The organism is Actinokineospora terrae (assembly GCF_900111175.1).
Taxonomy (GTDB): Bacteria; Actinomycetota; Actinomycetes; order Mycobacteriales; family Pseudonocardiaceae; genus Actinokineospora; species Actinokineospora terrae.
The window spans coordinates 358,414-376,734 of record NZ_FOGI01000005.1; the positions used below are offsets into that span (position 1 = coordinate 358,414).

15 protein-coding genes are annotated in these 18,321 nt (G+C 72.1%); 9 read left to right on the plus strand and 6 right to left on the minus strand.

The window, feature by feature from the left end; genetic code table 11:
- Nucleotides 1–38: 38 nt before the first annotated feature.
- Nucleotides 39–758: a MerR family transcriptional regulator gene (locus BMY07_RS35875; protein ID WP_281245062.1), complete on the plus strand. Its 720-nt coding sequence runs from the start codon at nt 39–41 to the stop codon at nt 756–758.
- Nucleotides 759–783: 25 nt separating this feature from the next.
- Here BMY07_RS35875 and BMY07_RS13200 read toward each other — a convergent pair whose 3' ends face one another.
- Nucleotides 784–2,448, minus strand: coding sequence for a serine/threonine-protein kinase (locus BMY07_RS13200; protein ID WP_281245063.1), 1,665 nt, complete (start codon nt 2,446–2,448; stop codon nt 784–786).
- Nucleotides 2,449–2,576: 128 nt separating this feature from the next.
- Between BMY07_RS13200 and BMY07_RS13205 the strand changes: the two genes are divergently transcribed.
- From BMY07_RS13205 to BMY07_RS13225, 5 genes are all read left to right on the plus strand, one after another.
- On the plus strand, nt 2,577–4,415 hold the full coding sequence (locus BMY07_RS13205) for a methylmalonyl-CoA mutase family protein (protein WP_092778004.1): 1,839 nt from the start codon (nt 2,577–2,579) through the stop codon (nt 4,413–4,415).
- Nucleotides 4,412–6,595: a methylmalonyl-CoA mutase gene (gene scpA, locus BMY07_RS13210; protein WP_092778006.1), complete on the plus strand. Its 2,184-nt coding sequence runs from the start codon at nt 4,412–4,414 to the stop codon at nt 6,593–6,595. Before BMY07_RS13205 ends, scpA begins: the two co-directional genes overlap by 4 nt.
- Nucleotides 6,588–7,586 carry a methylmalonyl Co-A mutase-associated GTPase MeaB gene (gene meaB / locus BMY07_RS13215; RefSeq protein WP_092778008.1) on the plus strand — a complete coding sequence of 333 codons (999 nt, stop codon included), beginning with the start codon at nt 6,588–6,590 and terminating at the stop codon, nt 7,584–7,586. The genes scpA and meaB overlap by 8 nt, the downstream gene beginning before the upstream one ends.
- A gap of 42 nt (nt 7,587–7,628) precedes the next feature.
- Nucleotides 7,629–7,928, plus strand: a complete 300-nt coding sequence (locus BMY07_RS13220; protein WP_245782353.1) for a hypothetical protein — start codon at nt 7,629–7,631, stop codon at nt 7,926–7,928.
- A gap of 204 nt (nt 7,929–8,132) precedes the next feature.
- The gene (locus BMY07_RS13225; RefSeq protein WP_092778012.1) at nt 8,133–9,437 is read left to right on the plus strand and encodes a M20 family metallopeptidase; all 1,305 of its coding nucleotides are present in this window, start codon (nt 8,133–8,135) and stop codon (nt 9,435–9,437) included.
- Nucleotides 9,438–9,494: 57 nt separating this feature from the next.
- Here BMY07_RS13225 and BMY07_RS13230 read toward each other — a convergent pair whose 3' ends face one another.
- The 3 genes from BMY07_RS13230 to BMY07_RS13240 form a co-directional block, all read right to left on the minus strand.
- Nucleotides 9,495–10,046, minus strand: a complete 552-nt coding sequence (locus tag BMY07_RS13230) for an AMIN-like domain-containing (lipo)protein (protein ID WP_092778014.1) — start codon at nt 10,044–10,046, stop codon at nt 9,495–9,497.
- Nucleotides 10,047–10,058: 12 nt separating this feature from the next.
- Nucleotides 10,059–10,628, minus strand: coding sequence for an AMIN-like domain-containing (lipo)protein (locus tag BMY07_RS13235; RefSeq protein ID WP_218150658.1), 570 nt, complete (start codon nt 10,626–10,628; stop codon nt 10,059–10,061).
- Between the two features lie 99 nt (nt 10,629–10,727).
- Nucleotides 10,728–11,189, minus strand: a complete 462-nt coding sequence (locus BMY07_RS13240) for a gamma-glutamylcyclotransferase family protein (protein ID WP_092778361.1) — start codon at nt 11,187–11,189, stop codon at nt 10,728–10,730.
- 138 nt (nt 11,190–11,327) lie between these two features.
- Between BMY07_RS13240 and BMY07_RS13245 the strand changes: the two genes are divergently transcribed.
- Together BMY07_RS13245 and BMY07_RS13250 are read left to right on the plus strand one after the other, a co-directional pair.
- Complete coding sequence (locus BMY07_RS13245) at nt 11,328–12,728, plus strand: NAD(P)H-quinone dehydrogenase (RefSeq protein WP_092778363.1); 1,401 nt, start codon at nt 11,328–11,330, stop codon at nt 12,726–12,728.
- Nucleotides 12,729–13,748: 1,020 nt separating this feature from the next.
- A complete protein-coding gene (locus tag BMY07_RS13250; protein ID WP_092778016.1) occupies nt 13,749–13,997 on the plus strand; it encodes a hypothetical protein in 249 nt (82 codons plus the stop codon).
- Nucleotides 13,998–14,010: 13 nt separating this feature from the next.
- Here BMY07_RS13250 and glpK read toward each other — a convergent pair whose 3' ends face one another.
- Both glpK and BMY07_RS13260 read right to left on the minus strand, forming a co-directional pair.
- Entirely contained in the window at nt 14,011–15,528 is a 1,518-nt protein-coding gene (gene glpK, locus BMY07_RS13255) for a glycerol kinase GlpK (protein WP_092778019.1), read from the minus strand.
- A 34-nt stretch (nt 15,529–15,562) separates the two neighbouring features.
- Entirely contained in the window at nt 15,563–16,303 is a 741-nt protein-coding gene (locus BMY07_RS13260) for an MIP/aquaporin family protein (protein ID WP_092778021.1), read from the minus strand.
- A gap of 213 nt (nt 16,304–16,516) precedes the next feature.
- Between BMY07_RS13260 and BMY07_RS13265 the strand changes: the two genes are divergently transcribed.
- The gene (locus BMY07_RS13265) at nt 16,517–18,280 is read left to right on the plus strand and encodes a glycerol-3-phosphate dehydrogenase/oxidase (RefSeq protein ID WP_092778023.1); all 1,764 of its coding nucleotides are present in this window, start codon (nt 16,517–16,519) and stop codon (nt 18,278–18,280) included.
- The last annotated feature ends 41 nt before the right edge of the window (nt 18,281–18,321 follow it).

An 18,321-nucleotide genomic window follows, 5' to 3' on the forward strand; every position in this document is an offset into this window, starting at 1 on the left:
TGCTGTCTGCTTTCGATAAGTACACTATCCATCTCGGGATGTCGAGAGGCGGGAGCACCGTGCGGATCGGTGAGTTGAGCAAGCGGACCGGGGTCGCGGTGCCGACGATCAAGTACTACCTGCGCGAGGGGATGCTGCCCCCGGGCGAGCGCACCAGCCCCAACCAGGCGCGCTACGACGAGAGCCACGTCCACCGGCTCCGCCTGGTCCGGGCGCTGATCGACGTCGGCGGCCTGCCCGTCGCCAAGGTGCGCGACCTGCTCGCCACCGTCGACTCGCCGTCCGACGACATCGACAAACTGCTCGGCACCGTCCAGCGCGCCGTCATCCCGCCGCTGCCCGCGAGCGGCCAGGCCGAGATGCAGGCCGCCGCCGAGGAAGAGGTCCGCGCCCTGCTCGACGACCTGGGCTGGCACTGCCGCGAGGACCACCCCGCCCTGACCGCGCTGGCGGGCGTCCTCGTCTCCGCCCAGGCCCTCGGCCACGGCACCTTCCTGGACACCGTTCGCCGCTACGCCGTCATCGCCGCCCAGATCGGCGTCGCCGACCTCGACTACATCGCCGACAAACGAGGCGTGGACGGCATGCTCGAAAGCGTCGTGGTGGGCACAGTCCTGGGCGACACCGCCCTCATAGCCCTCCGCCGCCTCGCCCAGGTCAACGAGTCCACCAAGCGCTACCCCCACCGCCGCGCGGGCACCCTGACCGAGAACCAGCCCGAAGCCCTGACCCAGGCAGGCCCCGACGACCTGGCCTGACGCCGAAGCGCTGGAGAACCCGGCTCTAGCTGCGGCTCAGTACCCGGAACTCCGGGGCGATCCGGGCGAACAGGCCGCGGCGGCCCGTGTCCTCCTGGTCGATGGGGACGGTCACGCTCACCACCCAGAGGTCCTTCGCCGTGGGGAGGATGTTGGCGATGGAGGTGCGGTTGACGTCGCTGCCGGTGGAGCCGGTGGGGACGACGTCGACGGAGCGGTAGGTGAGTTGGAGGCCCTGCTCGGTGGCCGTGCGGTCGAGGGGAGTGCTGCCGACGGCGCGGTAGCGGGGGGTGCGGAAGTCCAGGACTCGGAGGTACTGCTCGATCGTGTGCTTCGGGTAGAAGTTGGGGAAGCGCTCGATGACGATCTCCGAGGTGCCGTCCGGGGAGACCCAGTGCACGCGGGTGCTGTTGGGCAGGGTGCGGGCCGTGCGCTGTTCGACGAACTTCACCCAGTCGCCGGGGACGGGGACGCTGAAGCTCCCGCCCTGCTCGCCTGCCAGGGTCGCGGCGTCCGCGGTGCGCACGGCCAGTTCCCGCAGGGGGGCGGCGGCCTGCTGGGACGCGGCGGGGGTGGCGACCGGGAGCACCGGCTGGCCCGCGACCGACCTGGTCAGCGCGAACCCGCCGACCGCGGCGCCCGCGAACAGCACCACCGACACCACCCCGAGCACCACCGCCGTGCCCCGGCTGCGGCGGACCGCGGGGCGGTGGAACGGCAGCGGGCCGGGTGCCTGCGCCAGCGGCGGGCTGGTCTCGGTCGGGGCGTCGAGGGACACGTACGGCTTGGTGATCACCGTCCGGGCGTCCTCCGGCGGGGTCGGGTCCAGCCGCAGGCTGTCGTACACCGGGCTGCCGGGCGCGGGCATCAGCGGGTGCAGCCGGTCGCGGACCTCCCGCAGCGACATCCGCGCTTCCGGGTCCTTGGCCATCAGGCCGATGATCACCTCGCGCAGCGGCCCGTCGTGCGCGGGCTGCGGCACCTCGCCGTTGACCACCTGGCTGACGATCTCCATCGCCGGGGCCTCCGCGTCGTACGGCGCGTGGCCCTCGACGGCGGCGAACAGCGTCGCGCCCAGGCCCCACAGGTCCGCGCGCGGGGTGACGGCCCCGCCGGAGGCGATCTCCGGTGCGATGTAGCAGGGCGAGCCGAGCATGATCCCGGTGCTGGTCAGGGTGCGCTCGGCCAGGTTGCGGGCGATGCCGAAGTCGGTCAGCTTCACCATGCCGTCCGGGCTGACCAGCACGTTGCCCGGTTTGACGTCGCGGTGCACCACCCCGGCGGCGTGCGCGGCGGAGAGCCCGGCCGCGACCGCGTGCCCGACGATCGCCGCCTGCTCCGCGTCCAGCGGCCCGTTGGCGCTGACCAGTTCGGCGAGGCTCGCCGCGACCACGAACTCCATCACCACGAACGGCTCGTCGCCCTCGCGCGCCACGTCGTGCAGGGTGATCACGTTCGGGTGGGACACGACCGCGATCGCCCGCGCCTCGCGCAGGGTCCGCTCCCGCAGTTCCTCGATCTCCTCGGCTGGCGAGTCGTCGGCGGGCAGCCGCACCTGCTTCACCGCGACCGGGCGGCGGAGGAACTCGTCGTAGGCCTCCCAGACCGTGCCCATCGACCCCTGGCCGAGCTGCTTGCGCAGCCGGTATCGCCCTGCGACCAGGCGCTGGGGGGTCTCGGGGGCTGACACGGGCGATATTGTCACCCACCCGGCGATGTGCCACGGGTGAAAAGCCGAACGTAGCCGGTACGTACTGACCGGTAACCGCGATCAGCCTCACACGCCGCCCGTCCGGGGTTTCCGTAGCATCACTGACCATGACGGCCCCCGACTTGGTCCTGGCAGGTGAGTTCCCCGCCGCCGACCACGTGCGCTGGCAACACCTGGTCGAGCGGGTCCTGCGCCGCACCGACGCCGTACCGGAGGGCTACGACCGGCCGGTCGAGGACCTCCTGGCGACCAAGACCTACGACGGTGTCCTGGTCAAACCCCTCTACACCGCCGCGGACGCCGCCCCCGCCACCGGCTACCCGGGCCTGGCCCCGTTCACCAGGGGCTCCCAGCCGGACGGCCACATCGCCGCGGGCTGGGACGTGCGGCAGCGGCACGCCGACCCGGCGACCACCGCGACGGCCGTCCTGGCCGACCTGGAGCACGGCGTGTCGTCGCTGTGGCTGGTGGTCGGCGACGGCGGCATCCCGGTCGCCGACCTCGGCACCGTCCTCGCCGACGTCTACCTCGACCTCGCCCCCGTCACCCTCGACGCCGGACCGGACTACCGCGCCGCCGCGACCGAGTTGCTCACCCTGTTCGCCGACCGGGGCACCGCGGCCTCGGCGGTCGTCGGCAACCTCGGCGCCGACCCGCTCGGCCACCAGGCCCGCACCGGCGAACCGGCCGACCTGCCCGCCGTCGCCGCCCTGGTCGCCGAGACCGCGCAGTACCCGAAGCTGCGCTCGATCGTCGTCGACGGCCTGCCCTACCACCAGGCGGGCGGCTCGGACGCCCAGGAACTCGGCGCCGCCCTCGCCGCCGCCGTGGCCTACCTGCGCGCGATCACCGCCGCGGGCACCGATGTGGACACCGCCGTCGCCCGGCTGGAGTTCCGCATCGCCGCGACCGCCGACCAGTTCCTCACCACCGCCAAGTTCCGCGCCGCCCGCAGGCTGTGGTCGCGGGTGGTCGAGGTCGTCGGCGCGAAGCCGGTCGGGCAGCGCCAGCACGCGGTGACCTCCCCGGCGATGCTCACCGCCCGCGACCCGTGGGTGAACATGCTGCGCACCACCCTCGCCGCCTTCGGGGCCGGGGTCGGCGGCGCGGACGCGGTCACCGTGCTGCCGTTCGACTCGGCCATCGGCCTGCCCGACGCGTTCGCCCGCCGCATCGCCCGCAACACCCAGGCGGTGCTGCTGGAGGAGTCCCGGCTGGCTGGCGTGATCGACCCGGCAGGCGGTTCCTGGTACGTCGAGAGCCTCACCGACGAACTCGCCAAGGCCGCCTGGGCGTGGTTCACCGAGATCGAGCGCGCGGGCGGACTCCCCGGCGCGCTGTCGAGCGGCCTCGTCGCCGACCGCCTCGCCGCCACCTGGGCCGAGCGCGCGCGCAACCTCGCCACCAGGGCCGACGCGATCACCGGCGTCAGCGAGTTCCCGAACCTCGCCGAGCGCGCGCCCGTCCGCACCCCAGCGCCCCCGGCCCCGACCGGCGGCCTCCCGGTCCACCGCTACGCCGAGGCGTACGAGGACCTGCGCGACCGCTCCGACCGGGCGCTGGCGGCCACCGGCGCCCGCCCCAGGGTCTTCCTCGCCACCCTCGGCCCGGTCGCCGCGCACACCGCCCGCGCCACCTTCGCCGCCAACCTGTTCCAGGCGGGCGGCATCGAGACCCCGACCGGTGGCGTGATCACCTCACCCGAGGACGCCGCGACGCGCTTCACCGAGAGCGGCGCGACCGTCGCGGTCGTCTGCGGCTCCGAGAAGTCCTACGCGGAGCTGGCCGCTCCCGTCGTCGAGGCGCTCAAGGCCGCGGGCGCGACGAAGGTCCTGCTGGCGGGCAAGGGGCACCGCGAGTCCGGAGTGGACGGACACGTGTTCACCGGCTGCGACGCGGTCGCCGTCCTGCGCGACACCCTGACGACCCTGGGGGTCCCGGCATGACCATCCCCTCCTTCGGCGACATCGACCTCGGCGAGCCCGCCCCGGCCACCGCCGCCGACTGGCAGGCCGCCCTGCACGCGCGCACCGGCAAGGGCGCCGACGCCCTGACCTGGGAGACGCCGGAGGGCATCGCCGTCAAACCGGTCTACACCGCCGAGGACACCCAGGGCCTCGACTTCCTCCAGACCTACCCGGGTATCGCGCCCTACCTGCGCGGCCCCTACCCGACCATGTACGTCAACCAGCCGTGGACCATCCGCCAGTACGCCGGGTTCTCCACCGCCGAGGAGTCCAACGCCTTCTACCGCCGCAACCTCGCCGCGGGCCAGAAGGGCCTGTCCGTCGCCTTCGACCTCGCCACCCACCGCGGCTACGACTCCGACCACCCGCGCGTGGCGGGCGACGTCGGCATGGCGGGCGTGGCCATCGACTCCATCCACGACATGCGCCGGCTGTTCGACGGCATCCCGCTGGACAAGATGAGCGTGTCGATGACCATGAACGGTGCCGTCCTGCCGGTGCTGGCGCTCTACGTCGTGGCCGCCGAGGAACAGGGCGTCGCGCCGCAGCAGCTCGCCGGGACCATCCAGAACGACATCCTCAAGGAGTTCATGGTCCGCAACACCTACATCTACCCGCCCGGCCCGTCGATGCGGATCATCTCCGACATCTTCGCGTTCACCTCGCGGAACATGCCGAAGTACAACTCGATCTCCATCTCCGGCTACCACATGCAGGAGGCCGGGGCGACCGCCGACCTGGAGCTGGCCTACACCCTCGCCGACGGCGTCGAGTACATCCGCGCCGGTCGCGCCGCCGGGCTCGGGGTGGACGAGTTCGCGCCGCGGCTGTCGTTCTTCTGGGCGATCGGGATGAACTTCTTCATGGAGGTCGCCAAGATGCGGGCGGCCAGGCTGCTGTGGGCCCGGCTGGTCAAGGGCTTCGACCCGGCCCAGGACAAGTCGCTGAGCCTGCGCACCCACTGCCAGACCTCCGGCTGGTCGCTGACCGCCCAGGACGTCTACAACAACGTCGTCCGCACCTGCGTCGAGGCGATGGCCGCCACCCAGGGCCACACCCAGTCGCTGCACACCAACGCGCTCGACGAGGCGCTCGCACTGCCCACCGACTTCTCCGCGCGCATCGCCCGCAACACGCAACTGCTGCTGCAGCAGGAGTCCGGCACCACCAGGGTGATCGACCCGTGGGGCGGCTCCGCGTTCGTCGAGCGGCTCACCTACGAGCTGGCCGCCAAGGCGTGGGGCCACATCGGCGAGGTCGAGGCCGCGGGCGGCATGGCCAAGGCGATCGACGCGGGCATCCCCAAGCTGCGCATCGAGGAGGCGGCCGCCCGCACCCAGGCGCGCATCGACTCCGGGCGGCAGCCGGTCATCGGGGTCAACAAGTACCAGCTCACCGACGACGAGCAGATCGACGTGCTCAAGGTCGACAACGCCGGTGTGCGCGGCCAGCAACTGGAGAAGCTGCGGCGGCTGCGCGAGGAACGCGACAACGACGCCGTCACCGCCAAGCTCGACGCGCTCACCCGCGCCGCGGACGGCCAGGGCAACCTGCTGGAGCTGGCCATCGACGCCGCCAGGGCCAAGGCCACCGTCGGCGAGATCTCCGAGGCGCTCGGCAAGGTCTGGGGTAGGCACTCGGCGCAGATCCGTACCATCTCCGGGGTGTACCGCGACGAGGTCGGCAAGTCGTCCAGCACGGTCGACGAGACCCGGTCCATTGTGGACGCCTTCGCCGACGCGGACGGCCGCCGCCCGCGGATCCTGGTCGCCAAGATGGGCCAGGACGGGCACGACCGCGGCCAGAAGGTGATCGCCACCGCGTTCGCCGACCTCGGCTTCGACGTCGACGTCGGCCCGCTGTTCTCCACCCCCGGCGAGGTCGCCCGGCAGGCCGTCGAGGCCGACGTGCACGTCGTCGGGGTGAACTCGCTCGCCGCGGGCCACCTCACCCTGGTGCCCGCGCTGCGCGAGGAACTGGCCGCGCTCGGCCGCGACGACATCGTCATCGTCGTCGGCGGCGTCATCCCGCCGCAGGACTTCGACGAGCTGCGCGCCGCGGGGGCGGCCGAGATCTTCCCGCCCGGCACCGTCATCGCCGACGCCGCCGCGCGGCTGCTGCGCACCCTGGCCGAGCGGCACGGGCACTCGCTTGGCTAAACCGCTCGACATCGACACCTACGTCGACGGCGTCCGCGCGGGCGACCGCGGCGTGCTGTCGCGGGCGATCACGCTCGTCGAGTCCCGCCGGGCCGAGCACCGCGACCTGGCGCAGCGGCTGCTGGTGCGCCTGCTGCCGCACGCGGGCGGCGCGCACCGGGTCGGCATCACCGGTGTGCCCGGGGTCGGCAAGTCCACCTTCATCGACGCGCTGGGCACCACCCTCACCTCCGCCGGGCGCAGGGTCGCGGTGCTCGCCGTCGACCCGTCCTCCACCCGCACGGGCGGCAGCATCCTCGGCGACAAGACCAGGATGGCGCGGCTCGCGGTCGACCCGGCCGCGTTCATCCGCCCGTCGCCCACCTCCGGCACCCTCGGCGGCGTCGCCAGGGCCACCCGGGAGACCATCGTGCTGATGGAGGCGGCCGGGTACGACACGGTGCTGGTGGAGACCGTGGGCGTCGGCCAGTCCGAGACGACCGTGGCCAACATGGTCGACTGCTTCCTCTTCCTCACGCTCGCCCGAACGGGTGATCAGTTGCAGGGGATCAAGAAGGGCGTCCTGGAACTCGCGGACGTCATCGCGGTCAACAAGGCCGACGGCGACCACGCCATCGAAGCGCGCAAGGCCGCCCGCGAACTGGCGAGCGCGCTGCGGCTGCTGCGCAACGCGGACGCCACCTGGACCCCGCCCGTGCTCACCTGCAGCGGACTCGACAACACCGGGCTCGACGAGCTGTGGGACCAGGTCGAACAGCACCACGAGAAGTTGACCGCCTCCGGCGAGTTGGCCGAGAAGCGCAGGCAGCAGCAGGTCGACTGGACGTGGGCGATGGTCCGCGACACCCTGCTGGCCCGGCTGCACGAGCACCCCGCGGTCCGGGAGCTCACCCCCGGGCTCGAGCGCGACGTCCGCGCCGGGCGGCTCACCGCCACGCTGGCCGCCGAGAGGATCCTTTCGGCCTTCGCGGACAGTGACCGGTCCGACTAGCCTGGTGATCGTCTCTCTCCCCCCGACCTGGAGGGCCGGCCCTTGTCCGTCCGTGTGTCTCGGTTGCTGCCCACCGCGCTGCTGGGGGTCGTGCTCGCCCTCGGCACCGCCGCGGCCCCCGCCGCCGCCCAACCGGTCGTCGCCCGATCGGTGACCGCCCAGCCGGTCGCCGGGCTCGCCCAGGCCCCGACCGCCCCCGGTGTCGACATCCCGCAGGCGCCGACCGAGGCCGACCGGGACGCCGCGAAGAACAAGATCGTCGTCGGCGTGGTCGCCGTGCTGCTGCTCGGCGCGGTCGTCTGGGGCAACCGGATCCGGTCCAAGCGCAAGAAGAAGGGCTGAGCCCCGCGCTCACAGCAGCACGCGCACCGGTCGTCTTGATCACCCAAACAGTGCGGGCGAACCCGGCCGACCGTTGGTCGCAGACGCGGTACCGCGGACCGTACGCCCCGGCGAAACGGCGCTGAGTGACGCGGGCCATAGGGCAGGATCGTGGCAAATGGAAACCGCAACCACGACCGAGAAGACCATCGCCGGAGGGGTCGCGTGACTGTGTTGGATTCGCGGCGCGACCTGCCGTCGGAGAGCGGCCGGGGCACCCGGGCGGCGAAGTCGGACCCGGAGTCCGCCGTGCTGATCACCGCCAGTGGGGTCACTATGCCCCCTGTGGAGGATCTCGGTGCGGGGCGCGGGCCCGCGTGGCTCGACCAGTGGCTCGCCGCCAACGCCGCCGACGTGCTGGCCTGGTTCCGGCACATCCACGCCCACCCCGAGCTCTCCCGCCAGGAGTTCGCCACCACCGAGCTGGTCGCGGGCCTGCTCAAGTCGTTCGGCCTGCAACCGGAGCTGCTGCCCGGGGGCAACGGCCTGATCTGCGACATCGGCACCGGTGAGCGCTGCGTGGCGCTGCGCGCCGACATGGACGCGCTGCCGATGACCGAGGCGACCGGCCTGCCCTACGCCTCGACCACCGCCGAGGCCGCGCACGCCTGCGGCCACGACGCGCACACCACGATCCTGCTGGCCACCGGCATCGCGCTGGCCTCGGCGCCCGAGCTGCCCGGCCGGGTCCGGCTGATCTTCCAGCCCGCCGAGGAGGTCATGCCCGGTGGCGCGCTCGACGTCATCGACGCCGGTGGCCTCGACGGGGTGGAGCGCATCTTCGGCCTGCACTGCGACCCGCGCACCGAGGTCGGCCGGGTCGGCACCCGGGTCGGGGCCATCACCTCGGCCACCGACCTGCTGGAGCTGCGGCTCACCTCGCCCGGCGGCCACACCTCCCGCCCGCACCTCACCGCCGACCTGGTGCACGCGCTGGGCACGGTCATCACCGGCCTGCCCGCGCTGCTCTCGCGCCGCATCGACCCGCGCTCGGGCACCGTCCTGGTGTGGGGCGCGGTCCACGCGGGCGAGGCGCCCAACGCCGTCCCGCAGGACGGGCTGCTGCGCGGCACGCTGCGCACCGGCGACCACGACATCTGGGCGGACCTGGAGCCGCTGGTGGCCGGTCTGGTGCAGTCGCTGCTCGCGCCCACCGGCGTCGGCTACGAGTTGCACCACCGCCGCGGCGTGCCGCCGGTGATCAACGAGCGGGAGAGCACCCAGTACCTGCGCACCGCCATCGAGTCCGCGCTCGGCGAGGACGCGTTGGCGGGCACCAAGCAGTCCGCAGGCGGCGAGGACTTCGGCTGGTACCTCGAGCACATCCCCGGCTCGTTCATGCGCCTGGGCGTGTGGCCGGGCGAGGGCCCGATGCGCGACCTGCACCAGCCGACGTTCCAGTTGGACGAACGCGCGCTGCTGGCCGGGATCCGCGTCATGACGCACACCGCGCTCGCCGCGCTGGCCTGAGACGACCCGGGGGTCCGCGTGCGGAACGCGGGCCCCCGGGGATTTACCTCACGCGGTTCACCAGAGGTGCGCGACATCCACCACGATGCGGGTGCCGCCGTTGTCCCTGGGCAGGGTGAAGACGCGGAACGGCAGCCGGGCCCGCAGGCCGATGCCGAGCGTCGTGTCCCCCTCGTAGGTCCCGGCCCACACGACCTGCCGGAACGTCCGCCACCCCGTCACGTTCACCAACTCGGTCCAGTTCGCCGGGTGGTAGGTCAGCTGCCCGTTGTCGTCCCAGGCCCGCCCGAGGGCCTGGATCTGCAGCTTCCCCGCTCCCCGCGTCGGGACGACGTGCCCCGAGCCGTCGGCGGTGATCTCGTCGACGTACTTCACGTAGTAGCCGTGCCCACCGGGGGCGTCCAGGTCGATCACGAGCCGGTCGAAGCACTCGTGCTGCCCGCCGCGCACGTCCCTGAAGAAGCCCGTCTCGTTGAAGCCCGCGGTCTTGAGCCCGGAGCCCCAGGTGATCCCGCAGTACGGGTCGGCCGCCGAGGCGGCGACCGGGGCGAACACGACGATCGAGAAGGCCACCGCCACCGCGGCGACGGCCGAGAACAAGCGTTTCACCACAACTCCCCCTTACCAGGCGTGTGCGACGTCGATGACGATCCGCTTGGTCGCGCCGTCGTCGACTTCGAAGACGCGGAACGGCAGCCTCGCCCGGACCCCGAGCGCGAAGCTGTTGTGCAGGACCCGACCGCCGAGGTCGTGGAGCTGGCGGAAGGTCCGGTAGCCGGCCAGGTTGACCACCTCGGCCGGGTTGGCCGGGTGGAACACCATGTCCCCGGTGTCGGGGTCGATGGCCGAGGCATCCATGGAGATCCACAGCCCGGCGCCACCGCGCACCGTGACCGGGTTGCCCGAGATGTCCTCGAACGCGTCGAGGTAGCTGACGATGTAGCTGCGCACCCCCGCGCTGCGCACGTCGAACACCAGCCGGTCGAAGCAGTCGTGCTTGCCCGCCCGGGCGCCGGTCAGCGCGCCGTACCCCGACTCGGGGTCACCGGACTTGGATTGGGAGCCCCACGTGATGCCGCAATAGGGAGCGGCGGGGGCGGAGGTCGGGGCGGCGGCCGCGGGGGTCGCCGACAGGATGGCCGCGGCGAGCGCCGCGGTCAGGGTCAGGAGCCAGGATCTTCGATGTGCCATGTCCGTTCTCCTCGGTCCGGCCGAAGACACGGCCGGTGAGTGGTGCGGCCGTGACTCGGCCGCACCAGAGGAGACGTGCGACACATCTCGGAGTTGTGCCTAGCTGGCCGCCGCCGGGCCGATTCCACTGCACGGCCTAGTGCGCAGGTCCTCGACGTAGTCCGCAGGCGCCCCAGCGGCTTCCGCGGCGTCGGCGACGACACCTAGATAGCGCGCCGAAGGCAGGCCGCCCTCGTAGGCGTCGAGCACGTAGAGCCAGGAGAGCACGGAGCCCTCCAGGGTCTGCACCCGCAACCGGATCTTGGAGTGCAGCCCCAGCTCGGAGCCCTCCCACCGGTCGAGGTTCCGCTCGTCGTCGGTGACGTCGTAGAGCACGACGAACACCTGCGAGTCCTGGTCCTCCACGATGGTCGCCAACGCGCCTTCCCACCCGAGGTCCTCACCCCCGAAGGTCAGCCGCCAGCCGACGAGCCACCCCGTCCCGGCCATCGGCGAATGCGGGGCTCGCTGCATCATCTGGCCCGGATCCATGTTCGACCCGTAAGCGGCATAGAGCGGCACGCCGGACAGCCTAGCCACACCGAGCGGTGTCGGCAGGCAGCCGCGCGCAGGGATCACCTTTTCGCGGCCACCCCAGACCCGGTCGTGCGCCCCCGGCTACCGTGTCCGCTGGACGCGCGCGGTGAATTGGAGGACCAGGTGACCCGGATCGTGATCATGGGCGGTGGCCCCGCCGGGTACGAGGCAGCTCTGGTCGCCGCCCAGCACGGCGCCGACGTGACGGTGGTCGAGCGCGACGGCCTCGGCGGCGCGTGCGTGCTCTACGACTGCGTCCCGTCCAAGACGTTCATCGCCTCGGCGGGCGCGCGGGTCGCCTTCCGCGACGCCGACGAGCTCGGGATCGGCACCGACGACGTCGACTCCACGGTGCACCTGCCGGTGGTGCGCGGCCGGGTCAAGGGCCTCGCGCTCGCCCAGTCCGCCGACATCCGCAACCGGGTGCAGCGCGAGGGCGTGCGGGTCGTCGTCGGCACCGCCCGCTTCTGCGACGACCGCACCGGCATGGCGGCGCACCGGGTCGCGGTCACCTCCGGCGGCGAGACCGAGGTGCTGGCCGCCGACGTGGTGCTCATCGCCACCGGCGCCACCCCCAGGGTGATCCCCGGCGCCGAGCCGGACGGGGTCAGGGTGTTCGACTGGCGCCAGATCTACGACCTGGCCGAGCTGCCCGAGCACCTGGTGGTGGTCGGGTCCGGGGTCACCGGCGCCGAGTTCGCCTCGGCGTTCATCGAGATGGGCGTCAAGGTCACCGTGATCTCCAGCCGGGACCGGGTGCTGCCGCACGAGGACGCCGACGCGGCCGCGGTGCTCGAGGACGTGTTCTCCGAGCGCGGCACCACGCTGGTCAAGCACGCCCGCGCGGAGAAGATCGAGCGCGACGGCACCGGGGTCACCGTGCACCTCAAGGGCGGCGAGACGGTCCGCGCCAGCCACGCGCTGATGACGGTCGGCTCGGTGCCCAACACCGAGGACATCGGCCTGGACAAGATCGGCATCGAGCCGGGGCCCGGCGGGTTCATCACCGTCGACCGGGTCTCGCGCACCGGCGTGCCCGGCGTGTACGCGGCTGGCGACTGCACCGGGGTGCTGATGCTGGCCTCGGTCGCGGCCATGCAGGGCCGGATCGCGATGTGGCACGCCCTCGGCGAGGGGGTGGCCCCGATCAAGCTCAAGACGGTCGCGGCGAACGTGTTCACCCACCCCGAGATCGCCACCGTCGGCATCAGCCAGGCCACCATCGACAGCGGCGAGGTGCCCGCGCGCACCGTCACGCTCCCGCTGGCCACCAACGCCAGGGCCAAGATGGAGGGCCTGCGCCGCGGCTTCGTGAAGCTGTTCTGCCGCCCGGCGACCGGCGTGGTCATCGGCGGGGTCATCGTGGCGCCCAGCGCGAGCGAGCTGATCCTGCCGATCGCCCTCGCGGTGCAGAACCAGCTGACCGTGGACGACCTCGCGCTGACCTTCTCGGTGTACCCGTCGCTGTCCGGTTCGATCACCGAGGCGGGCCGCCAGCTGATGCGGCACGACGACCTCGACTGAAATTCGCCCAATTCGATGGTTTGTGCCCCAACTTCACACTTTCGTGCATAGTCTGTGCCCCAACACTGCCTTCTCGGTTACCAGATTTGCACGAGAAGGAGTGAAACTCTGGCGTCGGTCTTTTGATCGACCTACCGAGCCGGTACCCCTGGGGGACCGAACCGTTACGTACGGAGGCTGACATGCCGCGTCGGAATGAATGCCCGGAATGCCTGGGCTCAGGACTCGCCCCCAACCGCAAGGACTTCTGTCCGCGTTGCGGCGGGATCGGACAGATCCCGCGGGTGTGCGCAGTGCTCCTCGCACCGCGCACGCCGGACAGAACCCAGGTCTGATCAGCGGGTCCGACCCGCTCTGGCCGCCCTTGGAGGCGGGGGTGGCCAGAGCGGGTTTTCCCGCGATTTGACGAAAAGTAGACAACACGCTCGTATCCGGGGGGATGGCGCGCACGCCGATTTCCCGGGCGGGCCCGCACTGGTCTCCGGAACGGGTTTTCCCACCGAGAGACAGGCACCACCGGCGATGTCACACCCAGGCCACCCCGGCCACGCACCTCGGCCGCACCAGGGTCAGCCACAGCCCTTCCCGCCGCGGGGGCAGACGTTCCCGCCGCCGCCCTCGCCTGCCCAGCCGCACTTGTCTGCGCAGGCGTACCCGTTGGGGCAGCCCTTGCCATCGGCGCAGCCCTTCTCGCCGCCGCCCTTACCGGCGCCTGCGTTCCCAGGGCCGCAGCCCCAGGGCGCACCGACGCACCCGGCCGGGCCGCCGCAGCCGCTCAGGCCGCCCTCGCCGGTCGGGGCACCACCCTCGTTCGGGCCGCCGCCGTCCTTTGGGCCCCCGCCGTCCTTCGGGGCACCAGCGGCGGTCGGGGCACCACTGTCGTTTGGGGCACCACTGTCGTTCGGGGCGCCACCAGCGGTCGGGGCACCTCAGCAATTCGGCCAGCCACCGCAGCCGTACGCCACTTCCGCTCAGCCGTACGGCTCGACACCGGCGTCGTACGGCTCGTCGTCCGGTCGGGTGTCGGCCAACGCCAACGCCATCGGTGTCGCCGGTCTGGTGGCCAGCGTGCTCGGCCTGGCCGCGATCTGGTTCGCCAACATCGGCCTGGTGCTCGTCGTCGCGGGTGTGGGCCTGTCGGTCGTCGGCATCACCAAGGCCGAGCAGGGGCAGGCGACCAACAAGCCGGTCGCCGTCGCGGGCCTTGTCTGCGGCGGGGCGGCCATGCTGGTCTGGTTGGGGGTCCTCGTCGTCTCCGTGCTCGGGTGAGTCCGGTGTGGACTCAGTCGGTGTCCTCGTCGACCCAGTCCAGGGTGCGGGTGACGGCCTTCTTCCACTGGCGGTAGGCGCGTTCCCTGGCGTCCTCGGCCATCGACGGTGTCCACTGCTTGTCCTTGGCCCAGTTCGCCCGCACGTCGTCGAGCCCGCCCCAGTAGCCGACGGCGAGACCGGCGGCGTAGGCGGCGCCGAGGGCTGTCGTCTCGGCGACGACCGGGCGGATGACCGGCACGTCCAGGATGTCGGCCTGGAACTGCATCAGCAGTTCGTTGCCGACCATCCCGCCGTCCACCTTCAGCGCGGTCAGCGGCACCCCGGAGTCGGCGTTCATCGCCTCGATGACCTCCCTGGTCTGGAACGCGGTCGCCTCCAGCACCGCGCGCGCCAGGTGGCCCTTGGTGATGAACCGGGTCAGGCCGACGATCGCGCCCCTGGCGTCGGCGCGCCAGTGCGGGGCGAACAGGCCGGAGAAGGCGGGCACGAAGTAGCAGCCGCCGTTGTCCTCGACCGAGCGGGCGTGCTCCTCGATCTCGGCGGCCGAGCTGATCATGCCCAGGTTGTCCCTGATCCACTGCACCAGCGAGCCGGTGACCGCGATCGAGCCCTCCAGCGCGTACACCGGTGCCTCGTCGCCGATGCGGTAGCAGACCGTGGTGAGCAACCCGTTCTCGCTCATCACCGGCTCGGTCCCGGTGTTGAGGAGCACGAAGTTGCCTGTGCCGTAAGTGTTCTTGGCCTCGCCCGGCGACAGGCACGCCTGCCCGAAGGTGGCGGCCTGCTGGTCGCCCAGGATCCCGGCGATCGGCGCACCGCCCAGCGCGCCGCGCTCGCGGACCCGGCCCAGTTCCGCCGAGGACGACGCGATCCTGGGCAGCATCGACAGCGGAACCCCGACCTCCTCAGCGATGTCGGCGTCCCAGTCCAGTGTGGACAGATCCATCAGCAGCGTGCGGGACGCGTTCGTCGGGTCGGTCGCGTGCACCCCGCCGTCGACGCCGCCGGTCATGTTCCACAGCAGCCAGGTGTCCATGGTGCCGAACAGCAGGTCGCCAGCCTCGGCCCTGGCCCGCGCACCGTCCACGTTGTCCAGGATCCAGCGGATCTTCGGCCCGGAGAAGTAGGTGGCCAGCGGCAGCCCGGTCTTGGCCCGGTACCGCTCCTGCCCGCCGCCGAGTTCGCCGAGCGCGGTGGCGATCTTGTCGGTCCTGGTGTCCTGCCAGACGATCGCGTTGTAGACCGGTTCCCCGGTGCGCCGGTCCCAGACCACCGCGGTCTCGCGCTGGTTGGTGATGCCGACCGCGACGATGTCGGTGGTGTGCAGGTCGGCCTTGGCCAGCGCGCCCGCCACCACCGCGCGGGTGTTCGCCCAGACCTCGGCCGGGTCGTGCTCGACCCACCCGGCGCGCGGCAGCATCTGCCGGTGCTCGCGCTGGTCCACCGAGACCACCTCGCCCGCGTGGCTGAACACCATGCAACGGGTCGAGGTGGTGCCCTGGTCCACGGCGGCGACGTACTCGGTCATCGGTGTCTCTCCCTCTTCGCCCAGGGTGGGGTGGTTATGTTGGCAGGACGCGGGCGAGCAGGCCCGCCAGCACCGCGCCGAGCAGGGGGCCGGCGACCGGCACCCAGGCGTAGCCCCAGTCCGGGTCGCCCTTGCCGCGGATGGGCAGCACCGCGTAGGCGATGCGGGGCGCGAGGTCGCGGGCCGGGTTGATCGCGTAGCCGGTCGGCCCGCCGAGCGAGGCGCCGATGCTGATCACCACGAACGCCACCGCCGCGTACCCGAGCGCCGCGTTGCCGAACTGCGGCAGCCCGCCGGTGTCCACCTTCGCGCCGGGGCTGGTCAGGATCCAGAACACCAGCACGAACGTGCCGATCACCTCGGTCACCAGGTTCCACGGCAGGTTCCGGTGCACCGGGCCGGTGGCGAACACGCCCAGGGTGTTCTCCGGCTCGTCGTGCGCGTCGAACTGGAGCTTGTAGGTCAGCCAGCACAGCACGGCGCCGAGGAACGCGCCGACGAACTGGCCGATGAGGTAGGCGGGCACCTGCGCCGGCGGCAGGTCGCCCGCGGTGAACAGGCCGATGGTGACCGCGGGGTTGAGGTGCGCCTGGCTCGGCGCGGCGATGCTGGCGCCGACGAAGACCGCGAAACCCCAGCCGATGGTGACCAGCAGCCAGCCGCCCTGGTGGCCCAGCGAACCGCGCAGGACGGTGTTGGCGACCACGCCCGCGCCGAGCAGGATCAGCGCCGCGGTGCCGAGTAGTTCCCAGACGACGATGTGCCAGAAGCCCATGGTGTCTCCCTCGCACTGCCGGGTGGCGAGGTAGGCGCGGCCGGAGCGGGAGGGGTCGGGGACGGGGACGAATGGCGGCGGTGCCCACCCTGAGTGAGATCGGACGTTACCCCCGGTTCGCTCGACTGTCCACGGGTTGCCTGCCGCACCCGGTCCGGACGGGTAGCGTGGTGCTGGTCGGACGATCCCCCAGGTCGACGCCGGGAGGCGATCATGGCCAACCGCAAGCCCACCGCGCCTGCTGAACCGTCCACTTCGGACACAGTGGCGCCAGGTGGTCGGCTCGGCCCGGCCGAGCGCGCCCGCAGTTGGGCCAGGTTGGCCGCCGAGCCGTTCGACGTGCTGGTGATCGGCGGCGGGGTCGTCGGCGCCGGGGTCGCGCTGGACGCGGCCACCCGAGGCCTGCGAGTCGCCCTGGTCGAGGCGCGCGACCTGGCATCGGGCACGTCCAGCCGGTCGAGCAAGCTCTTCCACGGCGGACTGCGCTACCTGGAGCAGCTCGAGTTCGGGCTGGTGCGGGAGGCGCTGCGCGAGCGGGAGCTGATGCTGACCACGCTGGCACCGCACCTGGTCAAGCCGGTCAGCTTCCTCTACCCGCTCACCCGCCGGGTCTGGGAGCGCCCGTACACCGCGGCGGGCCTGCTGCTCTACGACACCATGGGCGGCGCGCGGTCCGTGCCCGGCCAGAAGCACCTCACCCGGGCAGGCGCGCTGCGGATGGCGCCCGCGCTGCGCCGCTCGTCGCTCATCGGCGGCATCCGCTACTACGACGCCCAGGCCGACGACGCCCGCCACACCCTGACCGTGGCCAGGACCGCAGCCCACTACGGCGCGGTCGTGCGCACCTCCACCCAGGTCGTCGGCTTCCACCGCGAGGCCGACCGGGTCAGCGGCGTGCGGGTGCGCGACGTGGAGGACGGCGCCGAGGTCGACGTCCGGGCGAACGTGGTCATCAACTGCACCGGGGTGTGGACCGACGAGCTGCAGCGGGCCTCTGGCAGCCGCGGCCGGTTCCGGGTCCGCGCGAGCAAGGGCGTGCACATCGTCGTCCCGCGCGACCGGATCGTCTCCGAGACCGGGCTGATCCTGCGCACGGAGAAGTCCGTGCTGTTCGTCATCCCCTGGCGCAACCACTGGATCGTCGGCACCACCGATACCGACTGGAACCTCGACCTGGCGCACCCGGCCGCCACCGAGAAGGACATCGACTACCTGCTCGAACACGTCAACTCGGTCCTCGCCACCCCGCTCACGCACGCCGACATCGAGGGCGTCTACGCGGGCCTGCGGCCGCTGCTGGCGGGGGAGAGCGAGGAGACCTCCAAGCTCTCGCGCGAACACGCCGTCGCCCGGGTCGCCCCGGGCTTGGTCGCCATCGCGGGCGGCAAGTACACGACGTACCGGGTCATGGCCGCAGACGCGGTCGACACGGCGGCGGTAGACCTACCGGGCCGCTTGCAGCCATCCATCACCGACCGCGTCCCCCTTCTCGGCGCCGACGGGTACCACGCGCTGGTCAACCAGGCTGATCTGTTGGCCGCCCGCTGGGGCCTCCACCCCTACCGCGTCCGCCACCTCTTGGACCGCTACGGCTCCCTACTCCACGACGTGCTCTCTTACGCCACCCGCCCCGAACACCTCAAGCCCATAGACGGCGCCCCGGACTACCTCCAAGTGGAAGTCCTCTACGCCGTAGCCGCCGAAGGCGCCCTCCACCTGGAAGACGTCCTCACCCGCCGCACCCGCATCTCCATCGAATACCCCCACCGCGGCACCGCCTGCGCCCGCCAGGTAGCCGACCTCATGGCCACCCCCCTCACCTGGGACCAACCCCGCATCGACTGGGAGATCTCCGTCTACAACGCCCGCGTAGACGCCGAACGCTCCTCCCAATCCCAGCCCGACGACACCGCCGCCGACACCATCCGCGCCAACGCCCCCGAATCCCGCCGCCACCTCGCCGAACCCATCCTCTGACCTCTCTCAGGAAGCGAGTTGTGGCCTAGGAGACGGCAGCG

Coding starts and splice junctions, on each gene's coding strand:
- BMY07_RS35875 (WP_281245062.1), top strand. CDS start 39: ATGTCGAGAGGCGGGAGCACCGTGCGGATCGGTGAGTTGAGCAAGCGG.
- BMY07_RS13205 (WP_092778004.1), top strand. CDS start 2,577: ATGACGGCCCCCGACTTGGTCCTGGCAGGTGAGTTCCCCGCCGCCGAC.
- scpA (WP_092778006.1), top strand. CDS start 4,412: ATGACCATCCCCTCCTTCGGCGACATCGACCTCGGCGAGCCCGCCCCG.
- BMY07_RS13235 (WP_218150658.1), bottom strand. CDS start 10,628: ATGGCACATCGAAGATCCTGGCTCCTGACCCTGACCGCGGCGCTCGCC.
- glpK (WP_092778019.1), bottom strand. CDS start 15,528: ATGACCGAGTACGTCGCCGCCGTGGACCAGGGCACCACCTCGACCCGT.
- BMY07_RS13260 (WP_092778021.1), bottom strand. CDS start 16,303: ATGGGCTTCTGGCACATCGTCGTCTGGGAACTACTCGGCACCGCGGCG.
- BMY07_RS13265 (WP_092778023.1), top strand. CDS start 16,517: ATGGCCAACCGCAAGCCCACCGCGCCTGCTGAACCGTCCACTTCGGAC.